Source organism: Pseudomonas sp. B10 (assembly GCF_900156235.1).
GTDB classification, from domain to species: Bacteria; Pseudomonadota; Gammaproteobacteria; order Pseudomonadales; family Pseudomonadaceae; genus Aquipseudomonas; species Aquipseudomonas siliginis.
Map to the genome: position 1 here is coordinate 3123089 of NZ_LT707063.1, position 21574 is coordinate 3144662.

Sequence of the window (21574 nt, forward strand, 5' to 3'; positions counted from 1 at the left end):
ATCACGAAGGAGCAACCATGAGCCTGCCCAATCCCGCCGATCTGATCAGCCAGATGGCGACCCGCCTCAAGGCGCACCTTGCCCAGCGTGACATCAGCGAACCGCGTTACATCGGTATCCGCACCGGCGGCATCTGGGTCGCGCAGGCGCTGCTCAAGGAACTGGCCAGCGATGCGCCACTGGGCACGCTGGATGTGTCCTTCTACCGCGACGACTTCAGCCAGAACGGCCTGCACCCGCAAGTGCGCCCGTCCGCCCTGCCCTTCGAGATCGAAGGCCAGCATCTGGTGCTGATCGACGACGTGCTGATGAGCGGTCGGACCATCCGCGCCGCCATGAATGAACTGTTCGATTACGGCCGCCCGGCCAGCGTCACCCTGGTCTGCCTGCTGGACCTGGACGCCGGCGAGTTGCCGATCCGCCCGAACGTGGTCGGCGCCACCCTGACCCTGGCCGGCAACCAGCGGGTCAAGTTGTCCGGCCCCGAGCCGCTGACGCTCGAACTGCAAGACGTCACCCTTTAATCCGCCCTATTGAGAGTCCCCCTCGCGATGACGCCTCTAGATACCAAGCGCCCGCTGCAGCTCAATGATCAGGGCCAACTGCGCCACTTCCTCTCGCTCGACGGCCTGCGCCGCGAGTTGCTGACGGAAATCCTCGACACTGCCGACTCGTTCCTTGAAGTCGGCGCCCGGGCGGTGAAGAAGGTCCCGTTGCTGCGCGGCAAGACCGTGTGCAACGTGTTCTTCGAGAACTCCACGCGCACCCGCACCACGTTTGAACTGGCGGCCCAACGGTTGTCGGCAGACGTGATCACCCTGAACGTGTCGACATCGTCGGCGAGCAAGGGCGAAACGTTGCTCGATACCCTGCGCAACCTTGAAGCGATGGCCGCCGACATGTTCGTCGTGCGCCACGGCGACTCGGGCGCGGCGCACTTCATCGCCGAGCATGTCTGCCCGCAAGTGGCGATCATCAACGGCGGCGACGGCCGGCATGCGCACCCCACCCAGGGCATGCTCGACATGCTCACCATCCGTCGGCACAAGGGCGGTTTCGAAAACCTCTCGGTCGCCATCGTCGGCGACATCCTGCATTCGCGGGTGGCGCGCTCGAACATGCTCGCGCTGAAAACCCTCGGCTGCCCGGATATCCGTGTGATCGCGCCGAAAACCCTGCTGCCGATCGGCATCGAGCAGTATGGCGTCAAGGTCTACACCGACATGGCTGAAGGCCTGAAAGACGTCGACGTGGTGATCATGCTGCGCCTGCAACGTGAACGCATGACCGGCGGCCTGCTGCCAAGCGAAGGCGAGTTCTATCGCCTGTTCGGCCTGACCACCGCACGTCTGGCCGGGGCCAAACCCGATTGCATCGTCATGCACCCGGGGCCGATCAACCGTGGCGTAGAGATCGAATCGGCGGTGGCCGACGGCCCGCACTCGGTGATCCTCAATCAAGTGACCTACGGCATCGCGATTCGTATGGCCGTGCTGTCCATGGCCATGAGCGGGCAGACTGCGCAACGTCAATTCGAGCAGGAGAACGCCCAGTGAAGCTCAGCATTCTCGGCGCACGCGTCATCGATCCCAGCAGCGGCCTGGATCAAATCACCGACATCCACGTTGAAGCCTGCAAGATCGTCGCCCTCGGCGCCGCACCGGCCGGTTTCAGCGCAGTAGAAACCATCGATGCCCAAGGCCTGGTGGCCGCGCCTGGCCTGGTCGACCTCAACGTCGCCCTGCGCGAGCCGGGCTACAGCCGCAAAGGCTCGATCGTCAGCGAAACCCGCGCCGCCGCTGCCGGTGGCGTGACCAGCCTGTGCTGCCCGCCGAAGACCAAGCCGGTGCTCGACACATCCGCCGTGGCCGAACTGATCCTCGACCGCGCCCGCGAGGCCGGCAACACCAAGGTGTTCCCGATTGGCGCGCTGAGCAAAGGCCTCGACGGCGAACAACTGGCCGAACTGGTCGCGCTGCGCGACGCCGGTTGCGTGGCGTTCGGCAACGGTCTGGAGAGCTTCCGCAACAGCCGCACCCTGTGCCGGGCGCTGGAATACGCGGCGACTTTCGACCTGACGGTGATCTTCAACTCGCAGGATCACGATCTGGCCGAGGGCGGTCTGGCCCACGAAGGCGCGGTCGCCAGTTTCCTTGGCCTGCCGGGCATCCCGGAAACCGCCGAAACCGTGGCGCTCGCTCGCGATCTGCTGCTGGTCGAGCAGACCGGCGTGCGTGCGCATTTCAGCCAACTGACCAGTGCGCGCGGTGTGGCGCTGATTGCCCAGGCGCAGGCCCGTGGCTTGAAGGTAACGGCGGATGTTGCGTTGTATCAGCTGATCCTGACTGACGAAGCGCTGATCGACTTCAACAGCCTTTATCACGTGCAACCGCCTCTGCGCACCCGCGCCGACCGCGATGGCCTGCGTGAGGCAGTGAAATCCGGGGTGGTTTCGGCGATCTCCAGCCATCACCAGCCCCACGAGCGCGACGCCAAACTGGCACCGTTCGGCGCCACCGAGCCTGGCATCAGCAGTGTTGAGTTGCTGCTGCCGCTGGCGATGACGCTGGTCGAGGATGGTTTGCTCGACTTGCCGACGCTGCTGGCGCGTCTCAGCGCAGGCCCGGCCGAAGCGCTGCGTCTGCCGGCAGGCAAACTGGCGGTGGGCGGTGCGGCGGATATCGTGCTGTTCGATCCGAAGTCTTCGACGGTGGCCGGTGAACACTGGCTGTCGAAGGGCGAAAACTGCCCGTTCATCGGGCACAGTCTGCCGGGCGTGGTGCGCTATACGCTGGTGGATGGGCGGATTACCCACCAGGCATGACCTGCTGCTGAGGGAGATCGTGGCGAGGGGATTTATCCCCGTTCGGCTGCGTAGCAGTCGCGAAGCCATTGCACGCGGTGGAGAAAATCCACCGCGTTCTCGGATTCAGGACCGCTTCGCGGCCCAACGGGGATAAATACCCTCGCCACTACTTACTGGAAGGCGCCGCGATTCTGCGCGTTGCGCACCGACACCTGATCGTTCAGCGTCCAGAAGTCATACAGCACGCCAATAAAGAACAACCCGCCGGTCAGCAGATACAGCAGGCCGCTGATCCATTTGCCCTGATACATCCGGTGTACGCCGAACACACCGAGGAAGGTCAGCAGAATCCACGCGACGTTGTACTCGATCGGCCCGGCAGCAAAGCGCAGATCCGCTTCGCGATCCATCGCCGGGATCAGAAACAGGTCGATCAGCCAGCCAATCCCCAGCAAACCGAAGGTGAAGAACCAGATCGTCCCGGTCACCGGTTTGCCGTAATAAAAGCGGTGCGCGCCAGTGAATCCGAAAATCCACAGCAGGTAGCCGATGACTTTGCTGTGAGTGTCTTTTTCTTTCACGCGGGGGAGCTGATAGCTGTTCATTAAGACCTCATTGCACTCGATAGATAAATATTCTTCATTTCTTTGTGACTTTTTTACAGGTGGCCGACGTATGGCAAATGTTACCGTTGCTAGCGCGAAACCCTTGTAGAACCTGACTTCTGTCGGACAATTGCGTACTTTTTGAGCGTTTTTGGTTCCGTAGCCGGCGGAATGAATCGATGAACGGCCTCGGAACGGCAAAAAAAGCTGTTATAAAGTTGCGCGCTATCACTTATGAGCCACGCCTAATGCGACCATTTTTCAAGACATGGCTGACTATTTGCCTATTAATGCCACTGGCCGCCCACGCCACCAATCGTGAGCAACGTCTTCCTAACGTCAACGGCTTCACCCCAAAATCCCATGCTTCGGCTCCTTCGAGCAAAAGCAGCAAGAGCAAGACCACCACGCTGAGCAGCAAGAGCCGCAGCAAGCTGGTGCCACCGATGGCGAGCAAGGAAAGCAGCAATGTGCTGAGCCGTGCGGTAAACGTCCTCGGTACACCTTATCGTTGGGGCGGCAGCAGCCCAAGTAAAGGCTTCGATTGCAGCGGCCTGGTGAAATACGCGTTCAACGACGCTACGTTCGACCTGCCACGCACCTCCAACGCCATGGCCAGCGGTCACGGCGAGAAAGTCGAGCGCAAGGATCTGAAGCCGGGCGATCTGATTTTCTTCAACATCAAGAGCCGTCGGGTCAACCACGTTGCCATCTACCTGGGCAACGACCGCTTCATCCACGCCCCGCGCCGTGGCAAAGCGGTGAGCATCGACACGCTGAACAAGCCGTACTGGGAAAAGCATTACGTTGTGGCCAAGCGCGTGTTGCCGAAAGAACAACAGCAACTGCGCGTAGTCCAGCGCTGAGCTGTTTGATCTCCTGAATCAGCTTCAGCAGTACCGGCCTTTTCGCGAGCAGGCTCGCTCCCACAGAAGAATGCATTCCAGCTGAAGGAATGCGGTTTGATGTGGGAGCGAGCCTGCTCGCGAAGGGGCCGGCAGCCGCACCACCGACCCTCAGAAGTTATCCGGGGTGCGCGCCTTCTCCCGCGCATGCTCGCGGCTGATCAAGCCCTTGGTCACCAGATCCTTCAGGCACATATCGAGTGTCTGCATCCCCAACGACCCACCGGTCTGAATCGCTGAATACATCTGCGCCACCTTGTCCTCGCGAATGAGGTTACGGATCGCCGATGTCCCGAGCATGATTTCATGCGCCGCCACCCGCCCGCCGCCGATCTTCTTGATCAACGTCTGCGACACCACCGCCAGCAACGACTCTGACAGCATCGAACGCACCATCGACTTCTCGTCGCCGGGGAACACGTCGACCACGCGGTCGATGGTCTTCGCCGCCGAGGTCGTATGCAGGGTGCCGAACACCAGATGCCCGGTCTCGGCGGCGGTCAGCGCCAAGCGAATGGTTTCCAGATCACGCATTTCGCCGACCAGGATCACGTCCGGGTCTTCACGCAAGGCCGAGCGCAGTGCGGTGGCGAAGCTGCGGGTATCGCGATGAACTTCGCGCTGATTGATCAGGCATTTGCGCGATTCATGGACGAACTCGATGGGGTCTTCGATGGTGAGAATGTGGTGATGGCGATGGGTGTTGAGGTAATCGATCATCGCCGCCAGCGTGGTCGATTTGCCGGAGCCGGTCGGCCCGGTGACCAGCACCAAACCGCGCGGCGCATCAGTGATCTTGCGGAAAACATCGCCCATGGCGAGGTCTTCCATGCTCAGCACTTTCGACGGGATGGTGCGGAACACCGCGCCGGCGCCACGGTTCTGGTTAAAGGCGTTGACCCGAAAGCGCGCCACGCCGGGTACATCGAAGGAAAAATCCGTTTCCAGATTTTTCTCGAATTCGATGCGCTGGGTGTCGTTCATGATGTCGTAGATCAGATCGTGCACTTGCTTGTGATCCAGCGCCGGCAGATTGATCCGTCGCACGTCACCATCTACACGGATCATCGGCGGCAGGCCGGCCGACAGGTGCAGGTCGGAAGCGCCCTGTTTGGCGCTGAAGGCCAGCAGTTCAGTGATATCCATAGCGTCCCTCAATTCCAGTAGAATGCCGCGAACCTACAGACCGCCGGCGCCTCTTGATGTCCACGATAGCAGACAACATCCTTCAGGTTAGTTCGCGCATCCAGGCAGCAGCGAAAGCTGCGCACCGCGACGAAAACAGCATCCATTTGCTCGCCGTGAGCAAGACCAAACCCGCCCAGGCCCTGCGTGAAGCCTATGCCGCCGGCCTGCGCGACTTCGGCGAGAACTACTTGCAGGAAGCCTTGGGCAAACAGCTGGAGCTGGCCGACCTGCCCTTGATCTGGCACTTCATCGGCCCCATTCAATCGAACAAGACTCGCGCGATTGCCGAGCATTTCGACTGGGTGCACTCCGTGGATCGTCTGAAAATTGCCCAACGCCTGTCCGAACAACGCCCGGCCGAACTGCCGCCCCTGAACATCTGCATTCAGGTCAATGTCAGTGGCGAAGCGAGCAAATCCGGTTGCACCCCGGCCGATCTGCCGGCGCTGGCCGAGGCCATCAGCGCCCTGCCCCGGCTGAAATTGCGCGGACTGATGGCGATTCCCGAGCCGACCGAAGAGCGCGCTGAACAGGACGCTGCCTTCGCCGCCGTGCAGACATTGCAGGCGAGCCTCGCTCTGCCGCTCGACACACTGTCCATGGGCATGAGCCACGATCTCGAGTCGGCCATCGCCCAAGGCGCTACCTGGGTGCGGATCGGTACCGCGCTGTTTGGCGCCAGAGATTATTCCCAGTCTTGAACGTTTCCAGATAAGGACCACACATGAGCAACACACGTATTGCGTTTATCGGTGCGGGCAACATGGCGGCCAGTCTGATTGGCGGCTTGCGCGCCAAAGGTCTGGAAGCGGCGCAGATCCGCGCCAGCGATCCGGGCGAAGACACCCGTGCCAAGGTCAGCGCCGAACACGGCATCGAAACCTTCGCTGACAACGCCCAGGCCATCGACGGCGTCGATGTCATCGTCCTGGCGGTCAAGCCACAGGCGATGAAAGCCGTGTGCGAGGCGATTCGCCCAAGCCTGAAGCCCAACCAACTGGTGGTGTCGATCGCCGCCGGCATTACCTGCGCGAGCATGACCGCGTGGCTCGGCGAACAGCCAATCGTGCGCTGCATGCCGAACACTCCGGCGCTGCTGCGTCAGGGTGTCAGCGGCCTGTACGCGACCAGCGAAGTGAGCACCGAGCAGCGCCAGCAAGCCGAAGAGCTGCTGTCCGCCGTCGGCATCGCCCTGTGGCTGGAAGAAGAACAGCAACTGGACGCGGTCACCGCAGTGTCCGGCTCCGGCCCGGCGTACTTCTTCCTGCTGATCGAAGCGATGACCGCCGCCGGCGTCAAACTTGGCCTGCCAAAAGAGATCGCTGAGCAACTGACCGTGCAGACCGCCTTGGGCGCCGCGCACATGGCGGTGTCCAGCGATGTCGATGCCGCCGAACTGCGTCGCCGCGTGACCTCGCCGAATGGCACCACGGAAGCTGCGATCAAATCATTCCAGGCTGGCGGCTTCGAAGCGCTGGTTGAAACCGCACTCGGCGCCGCCGCGCACCGCTCGGCCGAAATGGCCGAACAACTGGGCAAATAAAGGAGCCTTACATGATCGGATTGAACACCGCAGCGGTTTACGTGCTGCAAACCCTCGGCAGCCTGTACCTGCTGATCGTGCTGCTGCGCTTCGTCCTGCAACTGGTGCGGGCGAACTTCTACAACCCGCTGTGCCAGTTCGTGGTCAAGGCCACTCAGCCGCTGCTCAAGCCTTTGCGCCGGATCATCCCGAGCCTGTTCGGCCTCGACATGTCGTCGCTGGTGCTGGCGATTCTGGTGCAACTGCTGCTGATGGCGCTGACCCTGCTGCTGACCTACGGCACCACTGGCAACCCGCTGCAACTGGTGATCTGGTCGCTGATCGGCGTCACTGCACTGTTCCTGAAGATCTTCTTCTTCGCCCTGATCATCAGCGTGATCCTGTCGTGGGTCGCACCGGGCAGCCACAATCCGGGCGCTGAGCTGGTCAACCAGATCTGTGAACCGGCGCTGGCACCGTTCCGCCGCTTCCTGCCGAACCTCGGTGGCCTGGATCTGTCGCCGATCTTCGCTTTCCTTGCGCTGAAATTGATCGACATGCTGGTGATCAACAATCTGGCGGCGATGACGATGATGCCGGAGATTCTGCGTTTGCTGATGTAAGTCAGTGCGTTCGGTCTGACTGACCGAGTCGCCTTTTTCGCGAGCAGGCTCGCTCCCACATTGGAATGCATTTCAACTGTGGGAGCGAGCCTGCTCGCGAATGGCTGCACCTCGGTCCGAAGCGAAAACGCCGGACCTGATCGTTGCTTGCCGCTAACCCCCCCGGTCTTTAGACTTACGCCTCATTTCAACGAGAGCAGGGTCGATGCCAACTGCCTTTCCCGCCGATTCTGTTGGTCTGGTAACGCCGCAAACCGCGCATTTCAGCGAACCGCTGACGCTGGCCTGTGGCCGTTCGCTGGCCGCTTATGACCTGATTTATGAAACCTACGGCACGCTGAACGCCCAGGCGAGCAACGCTGTGCTGATCTGCCACGCGCTGTCCGGTCATCATCACGCCGCTGGTTATCACAGCGTCGACGACCGCAAGCCCGGTTGGTGGGACAGCTGCATCGGCCCCGGCAAGCCGATCGACACCAACAAATTCTTCGTCGTCAGCTTGAACAACCTCGGCGGCTGCAACGGTTCCACCGGCCCGAGCAGTATCAACCCGGAAACCGGCAAGCCGTTCGGCGCCGATTTCCCGGTGCTCACCGTGGAAGACTGGGTGCACAGCCAGGCGCGTCTGGCTGACCTGCTCGGCATCGGCCAGTGGGCAGCGGTGATCGGCGGCAGCCTCGGCGGCATGCAGGCCCTGCAATGGACCATCACCTACCCGGATCGCGTGCGGCACTGCCTGGCGATCGCCTCGGCGCCTAAATTGTCGGCGCAGAACATCGCCTTCAACGAAGTCGCGCGTCAGGCGATCCTCACCGATCCGGAATTCCACGGCGGCTCGTTCCAGGAAGCCGGCGTGATCCCCAAGCGCGGGCTGATGCTGGCGCGCATGGTCGGCCACATTACCTATCTGTCCGACGACTCCATGGGTGAGAAATTCGGCCGTGGCCTGAAGAGCGAAAAGCTCAATTACGACTTCCACAGTGTCGAGTTCCAGGTCGAAAGCTACCTGCGTTATCAGGGCGAAGAATTCTCCGGGCGCTTCGATGCCAACACTTATCTGTTGATGACCAAAGCACTGGATTACTTCGATCCGGCGGCGAACTTCGACGATGATCTGGCGAAAACCTTCGAAAACGCCACGGCCAAGTTCTGCGTGATGTCGTTCACCACCGACTGGCGCTTTTCTCCTGCGCGTTCGCGGGAACTGGTGGATGCGCTGATGGCCGCGCGCAAGGACGTCAGTTATCTGGAAATTGACGCACCGCAGGGCCACGACGCCTTCTTGATTCCGATCCCGCGTTACTTGCAGGCGTTCGGCAATTACATGAACCGCATTTCGTTGTGAGAAAGCCATGAGAGCTGATCTGGAAATCATCCAGGAATGGATCCCCGCCGGCAGCCGCGTCCTCGACCTCGGTTGCGGTGACGGCGAGTTGCTGACCTGGCTGCGCGACAACAAGAACGTCACCGGTTATGGCCTGGAAAACGACGCCGACAATATTGCCGAGTGCGTGGCCAAGGGCATTAATGTCATCGAGCAGGATCTGGACAAGGGCCTGGGCAACTTCGCCAGCAACAGTTTCGACATCGTCGTCATGACCCAGGCCCTGCAAGCGGTGCATTACCCGGACAAGATCCTCGACGAAATGCTCCGGGTCGGCCGGCAGTGCATCATCACCTTCCCCAATTTCGGCCACTGGCGCTGCCGCTGGTATCTGGCGAGCAAGGGCCGCATGCCGGTCTCGGAATTCCTGCCCTACACCTGGTACAACACGCCGAACATTCACTTCTGCACCTTCGAGGACTTCGAAGAGCTGTGCCGCGAACGTGACGCCAAGGTCATTGATCGGCTTGCCGTGGATCAACAGCACCGCCACGGGTGGGCCAGTAAGCTATGGCCTAATCTGTTAGGTGAAATCGGTATCTACCGCGTCAGCAGTCCGCAGTTGGCGGACCACCGAGTCGCGGTCTGAGCCTGGGCATTTGAAGGAGCACGAACATGAGTCGTCTAGCGTTGCTGTTACTCACCGCCTGCCTGAGCGCCAGCGCCATGGCGGCGGACGTCATCAAAGGTGAACGCAAGGAAACCTTCGGCGACATCACGGTGCACTACAACACGTTCAACTCGACGTTCCTGCAACCGGACATCGCCAAGGCTGCCGAGCTGATCCGCAGCAAGAACCAGGGCGTGATCAACGTCTCGGTGGTCAAGGACGGCAAACCGGTGATCGCCAGCGTCACCGGCACGATCAAGGATCTGACCAGCAACAGCGTGGCGCTGAAATTCCGCCAGGTCACCGAACAGGGCGCGATCTACTACATCGCCCAGTACCCGGTGCCGCAGCAGGAAACCCGCACCTTTGAAATCAAGGTGCAAAACGGCGACAAGATCAACACCATCAATTTCAACCAAGAACTCTTTCCCGGCGAATGATGAACATCAAGCAGCTCGTACTGGCCAGCCATAACGCCGGCAAACTCAAAGAACTCCAGGCCATGCTCGGCGACTCGGTGCAACTGCGCTCGATTGGCGAGTGGAGCAAGGTCGAGCCGGAAGAAACCGGCCTGTCGTTTGTCGAGAACGCGATCCTCAAGGCCCGCAATGCCGCGCGCATTTCCGGGCTGCCGGCACTGGCCGACGACTCCGGGCTGGCAGTGGATTTCCTTGGCGGTGCGCCGGGCATCTATTCGGCGCGTTATGCCGACGGCCAGGGCGATGCGGCAAACAACGCCAAACTGCTCGATGCGCTGAAGGACGTGCCGCAAGTCGAGCGCGGCGCGCAGTTCGTCTGCGTATTGGCACTGGTGCGCCACGCCGATGATCCGCTGCCGATTCTCTGCGAAGGCCTGTGGCACGGGCGCATTCTTACCGCTGCCAGCGGCGAACACGGTTTCGGTTACGACCCGCTGTTCTGGGTGCCGGAACGTGACTGCTCCAGCGCCGAGCTGAGCCCGGCCGACAAGAACCAGATCAGCCACCGCGCCCGTGCAATGGATCTGCTGCGCCAGCGTCTGGGCTTGAAATGACCACTGATTCTTGCGCGTCGTCGCTGATCATCGGCGGCGCCGCGTCCTCGCCTCGGGCACCGCTGCCAACCCTGCCGCCCCTGGCGCTGTACATCCACATTCCGTGGTGTGTACGCAAATGCCCGTATTGCGATTTCAACTCGCACACCGCCAGTCCGGTGCTGCCGGAGCAGGAATACGTCGACGCGCTGCTGGCCGATCTCGATCAGGATCTGCATGCGGTGTATGGCCGTGAGCTGACTTCGATTTTCTTCGGTGGCGGGACGCCGAGCCTGTTCAGCGCCGAAGCCCTCGGGCGTTTGCTGAAGGGCGTCGAACAGCGCATCCCGTTCGCCGCCGACATCGAAATCACCCTGGAAGCCAACCCGGGCACCTTCGAGCAGGAGAAGTTCGTCGCCTATCGCAAGCTGGGGATCAATCGGCTATCAATCGGTATCCAGAGCTTTCAGCAGGAGAAGCTTGAGGCCCTTGGCCGCATCCACAACGGTGACGAAGCCGTGCGTGCGGCAGGCATGGCGCGGCAGGCCGGGTTCGATAACTTCAACTTGGACTTGATGCACGGTTTGCCCGATCAGTCGCTGGACGATGCCTTGAGCGATCTGCGCCAGGCCATCGCGCTGAAGCCGACGCACATTTCCTGGTATCAGCTGACGCTGGAGCCCAATACGGTGTTCTGGAACCAGCCGCCAGTGCTGCCCGAAGACGACACCCTGTGGGATATTCAGGAAGCTGGGCAGGCGCTGCTGGCCGAGCACGGTTACGCGCAATACGAAGTGTCGGCGTATGCCCAGGCCGGTCGACCGGCGCGGCATAACCTTAATTACTGGAGCTTCGGCGACTTCATCGGCATCGGCGCCGGCGCCCATGGCAAGTTGAGCCACCCGGACGGGCGCATCGTGCGCACATGGAAAACCCGCCTGCCGAAGGATTATCTGAACCCGGCGAAAAGCTTTCAGGCCGGCGAGAAATCACTGAGCAATGACGAGATGCCGTTCGAGTTCCTGATGAACGCCCTGCGCCTGACTGCCGGGGTCGAATCGCGCCTGTATCCGGAACGCACCGGCCTGTCGCTGGACACCCTCGCCGAAGGCCGGCGCGAAGCCGAACAAAGCGGCCTGTTGCAGGTCGAACCGTCACGCCTGGCGGCGACCGAACGCGGCCAGCTGTTCCTCAACGACTTGCTGCAACAATTTCTGAACTGACTTCAGCTCAAAGGGAAAACGCATGGATTTGATACTCGACCTGCTGGCCACCGTCTCCCGCTGGAGCCGCAGCAATCTCTCGGAAATCGCCCTGGCGCTGGTCGGTTGCCTGCTGGTGCTGTTCGGCGCTGACTTCAAAGGCTGGGTCGAGCAACGCCTGGGCAGCATCGCCGGCGCCCTGCGCGTGCCCCTGATGGCCCTGCTCTGTCTGATCGGCAGCGGCGCCGCGCTGATCTATGCCACGCCATGGGTGATCAAAGGCCTGAGCCAGTTCAACAACTACAGCCTGGCGCCGGTGCTGTTGGTGGTACTGGTACTGATCGGCGTGGTTGCTGATCGCCGCTGACCCCGCAAACACCCCAAAACAAAATGTGGGAGCGAGCCTGCTCGCGAAGGCGTCATGACATCCAACATCATCGTTGATTGTCAGACCGCTTTCGCGAGCAGGCTCGCTCCCACAGTTGATCGCAATGAAAGGGAAGTTCATGAGTAAAAAACTACTGGATGAGACGAGCAAATTTCTTAGCTTCGTGTTGCGTCACGAGCCTCAGGCGATTGGTCTTACGCTGGATTCGGATGGCTGGGCAAATATCGACGCACTGATTCATGGTGCTGCGCGTGACGGTCGCAATCTTGATCGCGATTTGATTGAAACAGTGGTGGCAAGTAGCGACAAAAAGCGTTTTGCGATTTCCACTGACGGCTTGTGCATCCGCGCTGTTCAGGGCCATTCGACGAAGACTGTCGAGTTGCAGTTCGACGAGAAACACCCACCGCAAAAGCTGTATCACGGCACAGCGACGCGTTTTCTCGATTCGATCAATGAACAAGGTCTAATCCCTGGATCACGCCATCATGTGCATCTTTCGGAAGAGATCGTCACTGCCACTTCCGTAGGTCAACGCTACGGCAGCGTAGTGGTCCTCGCAGTCGCGGCGCAGCAGATGCAGGAAGGAGGCTTCAAGTTCTATCAGGCCGAAAACGGCGTGTGGCTGACAGACCACGTACCTGCGCGCTTCATGACAAAACTATAAATCCGAGATACTCACAACTACTGTAGGAGTGAGCCTGCTCGCGATAGCTGTTTGACACTCAACATCCACGCCGACTGACACACCTCTTCGCGAGCAGGCTCGCTCCCACTATCGGGCCATGGTTCAATGATTCTTCGATAAGCGGCTCTGCGCCTGAAGGATCGCCTTAAGGCCAACGGAATCTTTGCAGCCCAGCGCTATCGCTTTATCGAAGTGTTCGATATTCCCGCTGTCGCGCAGATCGCTGCCATTCACACGAGTCAACGCGAGTATGTAGTAGGCCTCAGCCCGGAACTGGTCTTCGGACAATACCAGGCCAGCTGCGCGGGCTCGCATGGCGGCCATCGGCCCGACCCTGCCGGCAGGCGCCCCGTTTTCTTCAAAACACAGCGAACGTTTGGCCTGCAACGGATAGTCGTCAGCATGCGTATCAGGCTTGAGCAGCAACTGCTCGAGAGAGTGCAAGAATTTCAAATGATCAGGATTTTGCGCATCAAATCGTTCATACGCCTTGTCGCACAAATGGTAATAGCCCACCGCAGCCGCTAACAATCCATCATCCATGGCCTGCTGATAAAGACCACAGGTCTGTAAGCGCGTCTGCTCGGAAAACATCGGGTTGTCCTGCAGGCTGGCCAGAAAATAGGTGGCCAGCGTGTGCCCGCCGTCCGACGCATGCTTGAGGTTATCCACAAGAGCCTCGAGATCACCCTCGGCAACGCGCAACTGTTCAGGGGTGTATTGCACGCTTTCCCCGGCGGCCTCACGCTTGATCCGGTCATTAGCGTCGCGCTCGATCTTTGCCGCCGTTCTCTGCGCACTCGCGAAGTATTCCTCGGGGCTGACTACCCGTTCGCACGCTGCGCAAAACAGCAGAGCCAGAACTACGGTGCAGGCAAAAATGGCTTTCAAGATTTGTCTTCCTTTACAAATGGGGCCTCGAGCTATCGGCGGATCATGGCCAAACTTGAGCGAACCCCAGAAACAACTGTAGGAGCTGCGGCACGCTGCAATCTTTGATCCTCAAAATCAAGATCAAAAGATCGCAGCGTGCCGCAGCTCCTACCGGGGTGTTGCGTGATGCTTAAGAAAGTTTTTCGAACTTCAGATCCCACACGCCATGGCCAAGGCGTTCGCCGCGGCGTTCGAACTTGGTGATCGGGCGTTCGGCCGGGCGTGGGACGCATTTGCCGTCTTCGGCAAGGTTGCGGTAGCCGGGGGCGACGTTCATCACTTCCAGCATGTACTCGGCGTACGGTTCCCAGTCGGTGGCCATGTGCAGAATGCCGCCAACCTTCAACTTGCTGCGCACCAGTTCGGCGAACGAGGCCTGGACGATGCGTCGCTTGTGGTGGCGGCTCTTGTGCCACGGATCCGGGAAAAACAGCATCAGGCGATCGAGGCTGTTGTCGGCGATGCAGCGGTTGAGCACTTCGATCGCGTCGCAATCGTAGACCCGCAGGTTGGTCAGCCCTTGGGTCAGCACGCCATTGAGCAGCGCGCCGACACCCGGACGGTGTACTTCAACACCGATGAAATCCTGCTCTGGAGCAGCAGCGGCCATTTCCAGCAGCGAGTGGCCCATGCCGAAACCGATTTCCAGCGAGCGCGGCGCCGAGCGGCCGAACACCTGGTCGTAATCGACCGGCGCATCGGCCAGCGGCAGCACGTACAGCGGCGCGCCCTGGTCCAGGCCGCGTTGCTGGCCTTCGGTCATGCGCCCGGCGCGCATCACGAAGCTCTTGATGCGGCGGTGTTGGCGCTCGTCGCCTTCGTCCGGCTGGACAGGCGTGTCGTTCGATTCAGTCATCAATGGCTCTTACTTGATCAGACCATCCAGCGGCGAAGAGGCGCTGGCATAGAGTTTTTTCGGCATGCGGCCGGCGAGGTACGCCAGGCGACCGGCGACGATGGCGTGCTGCATGGCTTGCGCCATCATCACCGGTTGCTGGGCGTGGGCGATGGCCGAGTTCATCAGTACAGCGTCGCAACCCAGTTCCATGGCGATGGTCGCGTCGGAAGCGGTACCGACGCCAGCATCCACCAGCACCGGGATCCTGGCTTCTTCGAGGATGATCTGCAGGTTGTACGGATTGCAGATACCCAGACCGGAGCCGATCAGACCGGCCAGCGGCATCACCGCGATGCAGCCGATTTCCGCCAGCTGGCGAGCAATGATCGGATCATCGCTGGTGTAGACCATCACGTCGAAGCCTTCCTTGACCAAGGTTTCGGCGGCCTTGAGGGTTTCGATCACGTTGGGGAACAGGGTCTTCTGGTCGGCCAGCACTTCCAGCTTCACCAGATTGTGGCCGTCGAGCAGCTCACGCGCCAGGCGGCAGGTGCGCACGGCTTCGATGGCGTCGTAGCAACCGGCAGTGTTCGGCAGGAAGGTGTAGCGATCCGGCGACAGCACTTCAAGCAGGTTCGGCTCGCCTTCGATCTGGCCCAGGTTGGTGCGGCGTACGGCGAAGGTGACGATCTCGGCACCCGAGGCTTCGATGGCCTGGCGGGTTTCTTCCATGTCACAGTACTTGCCGGTACCGACCAGCAAACGCGACTGGTAAGTACGACCGGCCAGCACAAAAGGCTTGTCGCTACGAACGATGCTCATGGGGAATCCTCTTTAGGGGTGAGGGTCTTGCAGAATTCTGTGCCCTTGCGGGCCGGGACAATCAGCCGCCGCCGATGGCGTGGACCACTTCGACGTTGTCGCCGTCGTTCAACGTGGTGTCGGCATGCTGGCTGCGCGGGACGATGTCCAGATTGAGCTCGACCGCCACCCGACGTCCGGCCAGATCCAGACGGGTGATCAGGCCCGCAACGGTTTCACCGTCGGGCAATTCAAAGGACTCGCCGTTCAACTGAATGCGCATGCACAACGCCGCCATCATTTTTAGGGGCTGGCATTCTAGCCCGATCATGACCTAAAGGTCAGTACCAAGCGTCAAGCGGTTAGCTGCAAGCGCCAGGCAGCGAGGCCGAGGCAAACCCAACCGATGAGAAACGCGAGGCCACCAAACGGGGTGATGATGCCGAGCTTGCTGATGCCGGTCATGGTCAGCAGATACAGGCTGCCGGAGAACAACACAATGCCGACGGTGAAGGACACGCCGGCCCAAGTGATCAGGCGCCCCTGAATCTGCGTGGCCAGCAGCGCAACGCCGAACAGCGCGAGAGTGTGCACCAATTGGTAGGTGACGCCAGTGTGGAAAATCGTCAGGTATTCCGGCGTCAGACGGTTTTTCAGGCCGTGGGCGGCGAACGCACCCAGCGCAACACCGGTGAATCCGAAAAAAGCGGCCAGCATCAAAAAGCCACGCAGCATGGGGAACTCCAGTCAGACGCGATCGGCAGGGTCTGTATAATGGCCCGCTCCACGGGTTCGGCCAAGCCATCTCTATGCTGCGTTCAATTTTCCGTCGTCTCACGAAGGCCCTGCTCTGGTTCGCCGGTGGCAGTGTCTTGCTGGTGCTGGTGTTTCGCTTCGTGCCACCGCCGGGCACGGCGCTGATGGTCGAGCGCAAGGTCGAATCCTGGGTCGACGGCGAGCCGATTGACTTGCAGCGCACCTGGAAACCGTGGGACGAAATCTCCGATGACCTGAAGGTGGCGGTAATTGCTGGCGAGGACCAGAAATTCCCCGAGCACTGGGGCTTCGATCTGCGCGCGATTCAGGCCGCTCTGGCCCACAACGAACTGGGCGGTTCGATTCGCGGCGCCAGCACCTTGAGCCAGCAGGTGTCGAAAAACCTCTTTCTCTGGTCGGGCCGCAGCTATCTGCGCAAAGGCCTGGAAGCGTGGTTTACCGCGCTGATCGAGGTGTTCTGGCCCAAGCAGCGGATTCTTGAGGTGTACCTGAACAGCGTCGAGTGGGATGACGGCGTGTTTGGCGCTGAAGCGGCGGCCCGCCACCACTTTGGCGTGAGCGCGAAGTCATTGTCGCGCCAGCAGGCGAGTTATCTGGCCGCCGTACTGCCCAACCCACGGGTGTGGAGTGCGAGTCATCCGACCGGTTATGTATCGCGCCGGGCCGGGTGGATTCGGCAGCAGATGAGTCAGTTGGGCGGCGACAGTTATTTGCTCGGGCTGAATGATTCGCGGCGGGCGCCTTGGACTGAATAACACCGAAATTCCAATGTGGGAGCGAGCCTGCTCGCGAAAGCGGTGTGTCAGCGTGCATTGATGGCACTGATAAACCGCTTTCGCGAGCAGGCTCGCTCACACAGGAATTTGTGTTGAAACAGAAATGAAAAAGCCCCGATCATCGCTGATCGGGGCGTTTTTTATTGCTGATCTACCGGTTACGCGGCGATCGACAACTTGAGCTTGTTCATCGCGCTCTTTTCGAGCTGACGGATTCGCTCGGCCGACACGTTGTACTTCTGCGCCAGATCGTGCAGCGTGGCTTTCTCTTCCGCCAGCCAGCGCTGGTAGAGGATGTCACGGCTGCGCTCGTCCAGCACTTCCAGTGCTTCGTGCAGGTTGGTGTTGGAGTTGTCGCTCCAGTCGGCATCTTCCAGTTGACGCGCCGGGTCGTACCGGTGGTCTTCCAGGTAGTTGGCCGGAGACTGGAAAGCACTGTCGTCGTCGGCTTCGGCAGCCGGGTCGAAGGCCATGTCATGGCCGGTCAGGCGGCTTTCCATCTCGCGCACTTCACGTGGTTCGACGCCGAGGCTTTCCGCCACACGGTGGACTTCCTCGTTGTTCAGCCACGCCAGACGCTTCTTCTGGCTGCGCAGGTTGAAGAACAGCTTGCGCTGGGCCTTGGTGGTCGCGACTTTCACAATGCGCCAGTTGCGCAGGATGAACTCGTGAATTTCCGCCTTGATCCAGTGCACGGCGAACGACACCAGACGCACGCCCATTTCCGGGTTGAAGCGCTTGACGGCCTTCATCAGGCCGACGTTGCCTTCCTGGATCAGGTCAGCCTGAGCCAGACCGTAGCCGGAATAGCTACGGGCAATGTGTACGACAAAACGCAGGTGGGCGAGCACCATCTGCCGAGCCGCCCCCAAATCCTGCTCATAGTAGAGACTCTCGGCCAGTTCACGCTCCTGCTCCGGCGTCAGCAATGGAATGCTGTTGACGGTGTGCACATAGGCTTCCAGGTTCGCACCCGGAACCAGCGCATACGCAGGTTGCAAAGAATTGGTCATACGAAAAAACCTCCCACTCACATACTCGTGCCTCTCGGCACTGCGAAAAATTGACCGGGAACTCAGGTACAAGTTCCCATAAAAACCGCAAGGTCAATCACGCGCAAAAAAGATTCTACTTCGGCGCCAGCTCCCTGAGATGACGTGCGACTGCAATCCATGCACCGATATAACCCAACAGCACCGCGCCAAGCAAGAGCGACAGACCGTCGGCCACTGGCACACCGGCCAAGGCGAAATCACTGCCGTACAAGCCGGCCAGTCCGACCACCGCATCGTTAAGCCAGTTCAGGCCGAACGCCAATACGCCCCAGGACAACAGCCCTGCACCGAAGCCATACAACGCGCCCATATAAAGGAAAGGGCGGCGCACATAACTGTCAGTGCCGCCGACGAGTTTAATCACTTCTATCTCGGTGCGGCGGTTTTCAATATGAAGACGAATGGTATTGCCTATCACCAAAAGTAATGCAGACACCAAAAGCACCGTCAGACCGAAGACAAAGCGGTCGCCAAGCTTGAGGATGGCGGCCAGACGCTCGACCCAGACTAGATCAAGTTGCGCCTGTTGTACCTTCGGCAGCTCGGAAAGTTTTTGTCTTAATGCTTCGAGTGTCGGCTTGTCGACTTCGTTCGGTGTCACCAGCACCACACCCGGCAAAGGGTTGTCAGGCAGCTCACGCAGGGCTTCACCCAGGCCGGACTGCTGCTGGAATTCTTCCAGCGCCTGATCGCGGCCGACATATTCGGCATCAGCGACGCCCGGCATGCCTTTGATCTGCTCACGCAGCGCTTCGCCTTGTTCCGGGCTGGCGTCGAGTTGCAAGTACAGTGAAATCTGCGCCGCGCGCTGCCAGGAACCGCCGAGACGTTCGACGTTATTGAGCAACAGCGACAGCCCCATCGGCAGACTCAACGCCACGGCCATCACCATGCAGGTGAAGAAGCTGCCGATCGGCTGTTTGCCGAGACGGCGCAGACTGTCGAGCAGGCTGGCGCGATGGCTTTCGATCCAGGCGCGAAACAGCGTGGCGAAGTCCGGGCCGTCGTCATCGTCGTGCTTTTTCTTTTTCTGCGGTTGCGGATCGGCGGCCTTCGGGGCCACGCGCTCGGAAACCTTCGGACTGCGTGTCGCACTCATACCCCGGCCTCCCCGTCGCCGATCAGGCGGCCGCGTTGCAGGGTCAACATGCGATGACGCATGCGCGCGATCAGTGCCAGGTCGTGACTGGCGATCAGCACGCTGGTGCCCAGACGGTTGATGTCTTCGAACACGCCCATGATCTCCGCCGCCAGACGCGGGTCGAGGTTACCGGTCGGTTCGTCCGCCAGCAGCAAGGCCGGGCGATGGACGATGGCGCGGGCAATGCCGACGCGCTGTTGCTGACCGGTGGACAGGTCGCCCGGGTACAGATCGGATTTGTCCGACAGTGCCACGCGCTCCAGCGCCGAATCGACGCGCTTGGCGATCTCGACCTTGGACAGGCCGAGGATCTGCAGCGGCAAGGCGACGTTGTTGAACACCGTACGATCGAACAGCAACTGGTGATTCTGGAACACCACGCCGATCTGTCGGCGCAGGAACGGAATCTGCGCGTTGCTGATGGTGCTCAGGTCTTGCCCGGCGAGCAGCAGCTTGCCACTGGTCGGCCGTTCCATTGCCAGCAACAGGCGCAACAGCGTGGATTTACCGGCACCGGAGTGGCCGGTGACAAACAAGAACTCGCCACGACGGACTCGAAAGCTCAGCTCATGCAAGCCGACGTGACCGTTCGGGTAGCGTTTACCGACCTGTTCGAAACGAATCATGAACGCTCCCGCTCGGCAAACAGTGCCTGGACAAAGGGTTCGGCTTCAAAGGTGCGCAAATCGTCGATGCCTTCACCGACGCCGATGTAACGGATCGGCAGGCCGAACTGCTTGGCCAGGGCGAAAATCACCCCGCCCTTGGCGGTGCCGTCGAGCTTGGTCAGCGCCAGACCGGTCAGTTCGACGGTCTGGTTGAATTGCTTGGCCTGGTTGATCGCGTTCTGGCCAGTGCCGGCGTCGAGCACCAACAGCACTTCATGCGGCGCGTCGGCGTCGAGCTTGCCGATCACCCGGCGAACCTTTTTCAGCTCTTCCATCAGGTTGTCTTTGGTGTGCAGGCGACCGGCGGTGTCAGCGATCAGCACGTCGATGCCACGGGCCTTGGCCGCTTGCACGGCGTCGAAGATCACCGAAGCGGAATCAGCGCCGGTGTGCTGGGCAATCACCGGAATCTTGTTGCGCTCGCCCCAGACCTGCAATTGCTCCACGGCCGCTGCACGGAAGGTGTCGCCGGCCGCCAGCATGACCTTCTTACCCTCCAATTGCAGCTTCTTCGCCAGCTTGCCGATGGTGGTGGTTTTGCCGGCGCCGTTGACGCCAACCACCAGAATCACGAAAGGCTTGTTCTGCGAGGCGATTTTCAGTGGCTGTTCAACCGGTTTGAGCATCGCTGCCAATTCGGCCTGCAGAGATTTGTACAGGGCGTCGGCGTCTGCCAGTTCCTTGCGTGCGACCTTCTGGGTCAGGCGCTGGATGATCTGCGTGGTGGCTTCAACGCCGACGTCGGCGGTCAGCAGACGGGTTTCGAGGTCGTCGAGCAGGTCATCGTCGATGGTCTTGCGCCCGAGGAACAGGCTGGCCATGCCCTCGCCGATGCTGGCACTGGTCTTCGACAGACCTTGCTTGAGACGGGCGAAGAAACCGGCTTTGGTTTCCTCAGTGCGCGGGGTTTCGACGGGCGTTTCTACAGGTGCTTCGACCGGTACGACCGGAGCGACAACTGGCGCAGCGGCAATCGATGCGGGCTCAGGCTCGGACGGCGGAGCAACCGGGGCGGCGGGCTCAGAAATGACCGGCGCTGGCTCGACAACCGGCTCAGGCACAGGCTGCGCAGCCACCTCGACAACCGGCGCAGGAATCACTGGCGTCACATGTGGCGCCGCTTCTTCAACCAGCGCGACCGGTTCTTCTGCCACCGGCAAGGTCAGCCACGGCTCGGCGGCGGGCGTCAGCGGCAACTCGGCAGCGGCCGGCGTTTCGGGCTCGGCTTCAGCCTCCGGTTGCAGCACCGGCTCGGCGATCGGCAGCACAATCGGTGCCGGCTCTTCTTCTATTACAGGTGCTGGCGCGGGGGCCGGCTCAGGAATCGCGGGCGGCTGTTCGACGACGGGTTCCTGCGGTTTCTTCCGCAGCCATCCGAACAGGCTTTTCTTCTCGCCAGCCGCAGCTGGGCTCTTCTTGTCGTCGTTGGAACCAAACATGGAGGACGGCTATCTCACGGTAGCGACGCGCCAACAGGGCGCCCCGGCAAATAAATATTCGATGCAGAACAGACTGTGTTTCACCCAGCTTGTTCACGCGCAACATTTTGTCGAGGCACCGAAGGCACCTCAAGGATCGTATTAACGTTGATCTAAACCGGCAAAGATCGGCGAAAACGCGGAGTTTAGTGGGAAAAACACAGCTTTCCGCCG

26 protein-coding genes are annotated in these 21574 nt (G+C 60.7%); 15 read left to right on the forward strand and 11 right to left on the reverse strand.

Annotation, left to right across the window (positions count from 1 at the left end):
- The first annotated feature begins 17 nt into the window (after positions 1-17).
- Genes pyrR through BXA01_RS14175 form a run of 3 tightly spaced genes read left to right on the forward strand, consistent with a single transcriptional unit; the run spans position 18 to position 2824 of the window.
- Complete coding sequence (pyrR, locus tag BXA01_RS14165) at positions 18-524, forward strand: bifunctional pyr operon transcriptional regulator/uracil phosphoribosyltransferase PyrR (protein WP_024014655.1); 507 nt, start codon at positions 18-20, stop codon at positions 522-524.
- A 27-nt stretch (positions 525-551) separates the two neighbouring features.
- Positions 552-1556 carry an aspartate carbamoyltransferase catalytic subunit gene (locus tag BXA01_RS14170; RefSeq protein WP_016772736.1) on the forward strand — a complete coding sequence of 335 codons (1005 nt, stop codon included), beginning with the start codon at positions 552-554 and terminating at the stop codon, positions 1554-1556.
- Positions 1553-2824 carry a dihydroorotase gene (locus BXA01_RS14175; RefSeq protein ID WP_071172226.1) on the forward strand — a complete coding sequence of 424 codons (1272 nt, stop codon included), beginning with the start codon at positions 1553-1555 and terminating at the stop codon, positions 2822-2824. Before BXA01_RS14170 ends, BXA01_RS14175 begins: the two co-directional genes overlap by 4 nt.
- Before the next feature lie 152 nt (positions 2825-2976).
- Here BXA01_RS14175 and BXA01_RS14180 read toward each other — a convergent pair whose 3' ends face one another.
- Positions 2977-3411, reverse strand: a complete 435-nt coding sequence (locus BXA01_RS14180) for an NINE protein (protein WP_016772734.1) — start codon at positions 3409-3411, stop codon at positions 2977-2979.
- A gap of 248 nt (positions 3412-3659) precedes the next feature.
- Here BXA01_RS14180 and BXA01_RS14185 point away from each other — a divergent pair, with 248 nt between their 5' ends.
- The gene (locus BXA01_RS14185; RefSeq protein ID WP_024014657.1) at positions 3660-4277 is read left to right on the forward strand and encodes a C40 family peptidase; all 618 of its coding nucleotides are present in this window, start codon (positions 3660-3662) and stop codon (positions 4275-4277) included.
- A 150-nt stretch (positions 4278-4427) separates the two neighbouring features.
- On the opposite strand, the gene BXA01_RS14190 is transcribed toward BXA01_RS14185, so the two are convergent.
- Complete coding sequence (locus BXA01_RS14190) at positions 4428-5462, reverse strand: type IV pilus twitching motility protein PilT (protein ID WP_016772732.1); 1035 nt, start codon at positions 5460-5462, stop codon at positions 4428-4430.
- 56 nt (positions 5463-5518) lie between these two features.
- Between BXA01_RS14190 and BXA01_RS14195 the strand changes: the two genes are divergently transcribed.
- From BXA01_RS14195 to BXA01_RS14240, 10 genes are all read left to right on the forward strand, one after another.
- Positions 5519-6205, forward strand: coding sequence for a YggS family pyridoxal phosphate-dependent enzyme (locus BXA01_RS14195; RefSeq protein WP_071172225.1), 687 nt, complete (start codon positions 5519-5521; stop codon positions 6203-6205).
- Positions 6206-6228: 23 nt separating this feature from the next.
- Positions 6229-7047, forward strand: coding sequence for a pyrroline-5-carboxylate reductase (gene proC, locus BXA01_RS14200; protein ID WP_076564434.1), 819 nt, complete (start codon positions 6229-6231; stop codon positions 7045-7047).
- A gap of 11 nt (positions 7048-7058) precedes the next feature.
- A complete protein-coding gene (locus tag BXA01_RS14205; RefSeq protein WP_016772729.1) occupies positions 7059-7649 on the forward strand; it encodes a YggT family protein in 591 nt (196 codons plus the stop codon).
- Between the two features lie 205 nt (positions 7650-7854).
- Entirely contained in the window at positions 7855-8994 is a 1140-nt protein-coding gene (gene metX, locus BXA01_RS14210) for a homoserine O-succinyltransferase MetX (protein ID WP_024014658.1), read from the forward strand.
- 7 nt (positions 8995-9001) lie between these two features.
- Positions 9002-9622 (forward strand): methionine biosynthesis protein MetW, encoded by a 621-nt coding sequence (gene metW, locus BXA01_RS14215; RefSeq protein ID WP_024014659.1) that lies wholly within the window; start codon positions 9002-9004, stop codon positions 9620-9622.
- Positions 9623-9648: 26 nt separating this feature from the next.
- Positions 9649-10083 (forward strand): DUF4426 domain-containing protein, encoded by a 435-nt coding sequence (locus tag BXA01_RS14220; protein WP_016772726.1) that lies wholly within the window; start codon positions 9649-9651, stop codon positions 10081-10083.
- Entirely contained in the window at positions 10080-10676 is a 597-nt protein-coding gene (gene rdgB, locus BXA01_RS14225; RefSeq protein WP_076564435.1) for an RdgB/HAM1 family non-canonical purine NTP pyrophosphatase, read from the forward strand. Before BXA01_RS14220 ends, rdgB begins: the two co-directional genes overlap by 4 nt.
- Positions 10673-11878, forward strand: a complete 1206-nt coding sequence (gene hemW, locus BXA01_RS14230; RefSeq protein WP_076564436.1) for a radical SAM family heme chaperone HemW — start codon at positions 10673-10675, stop codon at positions 11876-11878. Before rdgB ends, hemW begins: the two co-directional genes overlap by 4 nt.
- A gap of 22 nt (positions 11879-11900) precedes the next feature.
- Entirely contained in the window at positions 11901-12224 is a 324-nt protein-coding gene (locus tag BXA01_RS14235; protein ID WP_008083808.1) for a DUF3392 domain-containing protein, read from the forward strand.
- A gap of 139 nt (positions 12225-12363) precedes the next feature.
- Positions 12364-12912: an RNA 2'-phosphotransferase gene (locus BXA01_RS14240; RefSeq protein WP_076564437.1), complete on the forward strand. Its 549-nt coding sequence runs from the start codon at positions 12364-12366 to the stop codon at positions 12910-12912.
- Between the two features lie 123 nt (positions 12913-13035).
- Here BXA01_RS14240 and BXA01_RS14245 read toward each other — a convergent pair whose 3' ends face one another.
- From BXA01_RS14245 to BXA01_RS14265, 5 genes are all read right to left on the reverse strand, one after another.
- Complete coding sequence (locus tag BXA01_RS14245; RefSeq protein ID WP_076564438.1) at positions 13036-13824, reverse strand: hypothetical protein; 789 nt, start codon at positions 13822-13824, stop codon at positions 13036-13038.
- A gap of 172 nt (positions 13825-13996) precedes the next feature.
- Positions 13997-14722: a tRNA (guanosine(46)-N7)-methyltransferase TrmB gene (gene trmB, locus BXA01_RS14250; RefSeq protein WP_016772721.1), complete on the reverse strand. Its 726-nt coding sequence runs from the start codon at positions 14720-14722 to the stop codon at positions 13997-13999.
- A 9-nt stretch (positions 14723-14731) separates the two neighbouring features.
- Entirely contained in the window at positions 14732-15526 is a 795-nt protein-coding gene (locus BXA01_RS14255) for a thiazole synthase (protein WP_076564439.1), read from the reverse strand.
- Between the two features lie 61 nt (positions 15527-15587).
- Entirely contained in the window at positions 15588-15788 is a 201-nt protein-coding gene (thiS, locus tag BXA01_RS14260) for a sulfur carrier protein ThiS (RefSeq protein WP_038861193.1), read from the reverse strand.
- A 71-nt stretch (positions 15789-15859) separates the two neighbouring features.
- Positions 15860-16240 carry a DUF423 domain-containing protein gene (locus BXA01_RS14265; RefSeq protein WP_076564440.1) on the reverse strand — a complete coding sequence of 127 codons (381 nt, stop codon included), beginning with the start codon at positions 16238-16240 and terminating at the stop codon, positions 15860-15862.
- 74 nt (positions 16241-16314) lie between these two features.
- On the opposite strand from BXA01_RS14265, the gene mtgA reads away from it, so the two are divergent.
- Positions 16315-17037, forward strand: coding sequence for a monofunctional biosynthetic peptidoglycan transglycosylase (gene mtgA / locus BXA01_RS14270; protein WP_076564441.1), 723 nt, complete (start codon positions 16315-16317; stop codon positions 17035-17037).
- A gap of 179 nt (positions 17038-17216) precedes the next feature.
- Here mtgA and rpoH read toward each other — a convergent pair whose 3' ends face one another.
- From rpoH to ftsY, 4 genes are all read right to left on the reverse strand, one after another.
- Positions 17217-18071, reverse strand: coding sequence for an RNA polymerase sigma factor RpoH (gene rpoH, locus BXA01_RS14275; RefSeq protein WP_016772717.1), 855 nt, complete (start codon positions 18069-18071; stop codon positions 17217-17219).
- Between the two features lie 115 nt (positions 18072-18186).
- Positions 18187-19212 (reverse strand): permease-like cell division protein FtsX, encoded by a 1026-nt coding sequence (gene ftsX / locus BXA01_RS14280; protein ID WP_016772716.1) that lies wholly within the window; start codon positions 19210-19212, stop codon positions 18187-18189.
- Entirely contained in the window at positions 19209-19880 is a 672-nt protein-coding gene (gene ftsE, locus BXA01_RS14285; RefSeq protein ID WP_016772715.1) for a cell division ATP-binding protein FtsE, read from the reverse strand. The genes ftsX and ftsE overlap by 4 nt, the downstream gene beginning before the upstream one ends.
- Positions 19877-21361: a signal recognition particle-docking protein FtsY gene (gene ftsY, locus BXA01_RS14290; protein ID WP_076564442.1), complete on the reverse strand. Its 1485-nt coding sequence runs from the start codon at positions 21359-21361 to the stop codon at positions 19877-19879. The genes ftsE and ftsY overlap by 4 nt, the downstream gene beginning before the upstream one ends.
- Positions 21362-21574: the final 213 nt, after the last annotated feature.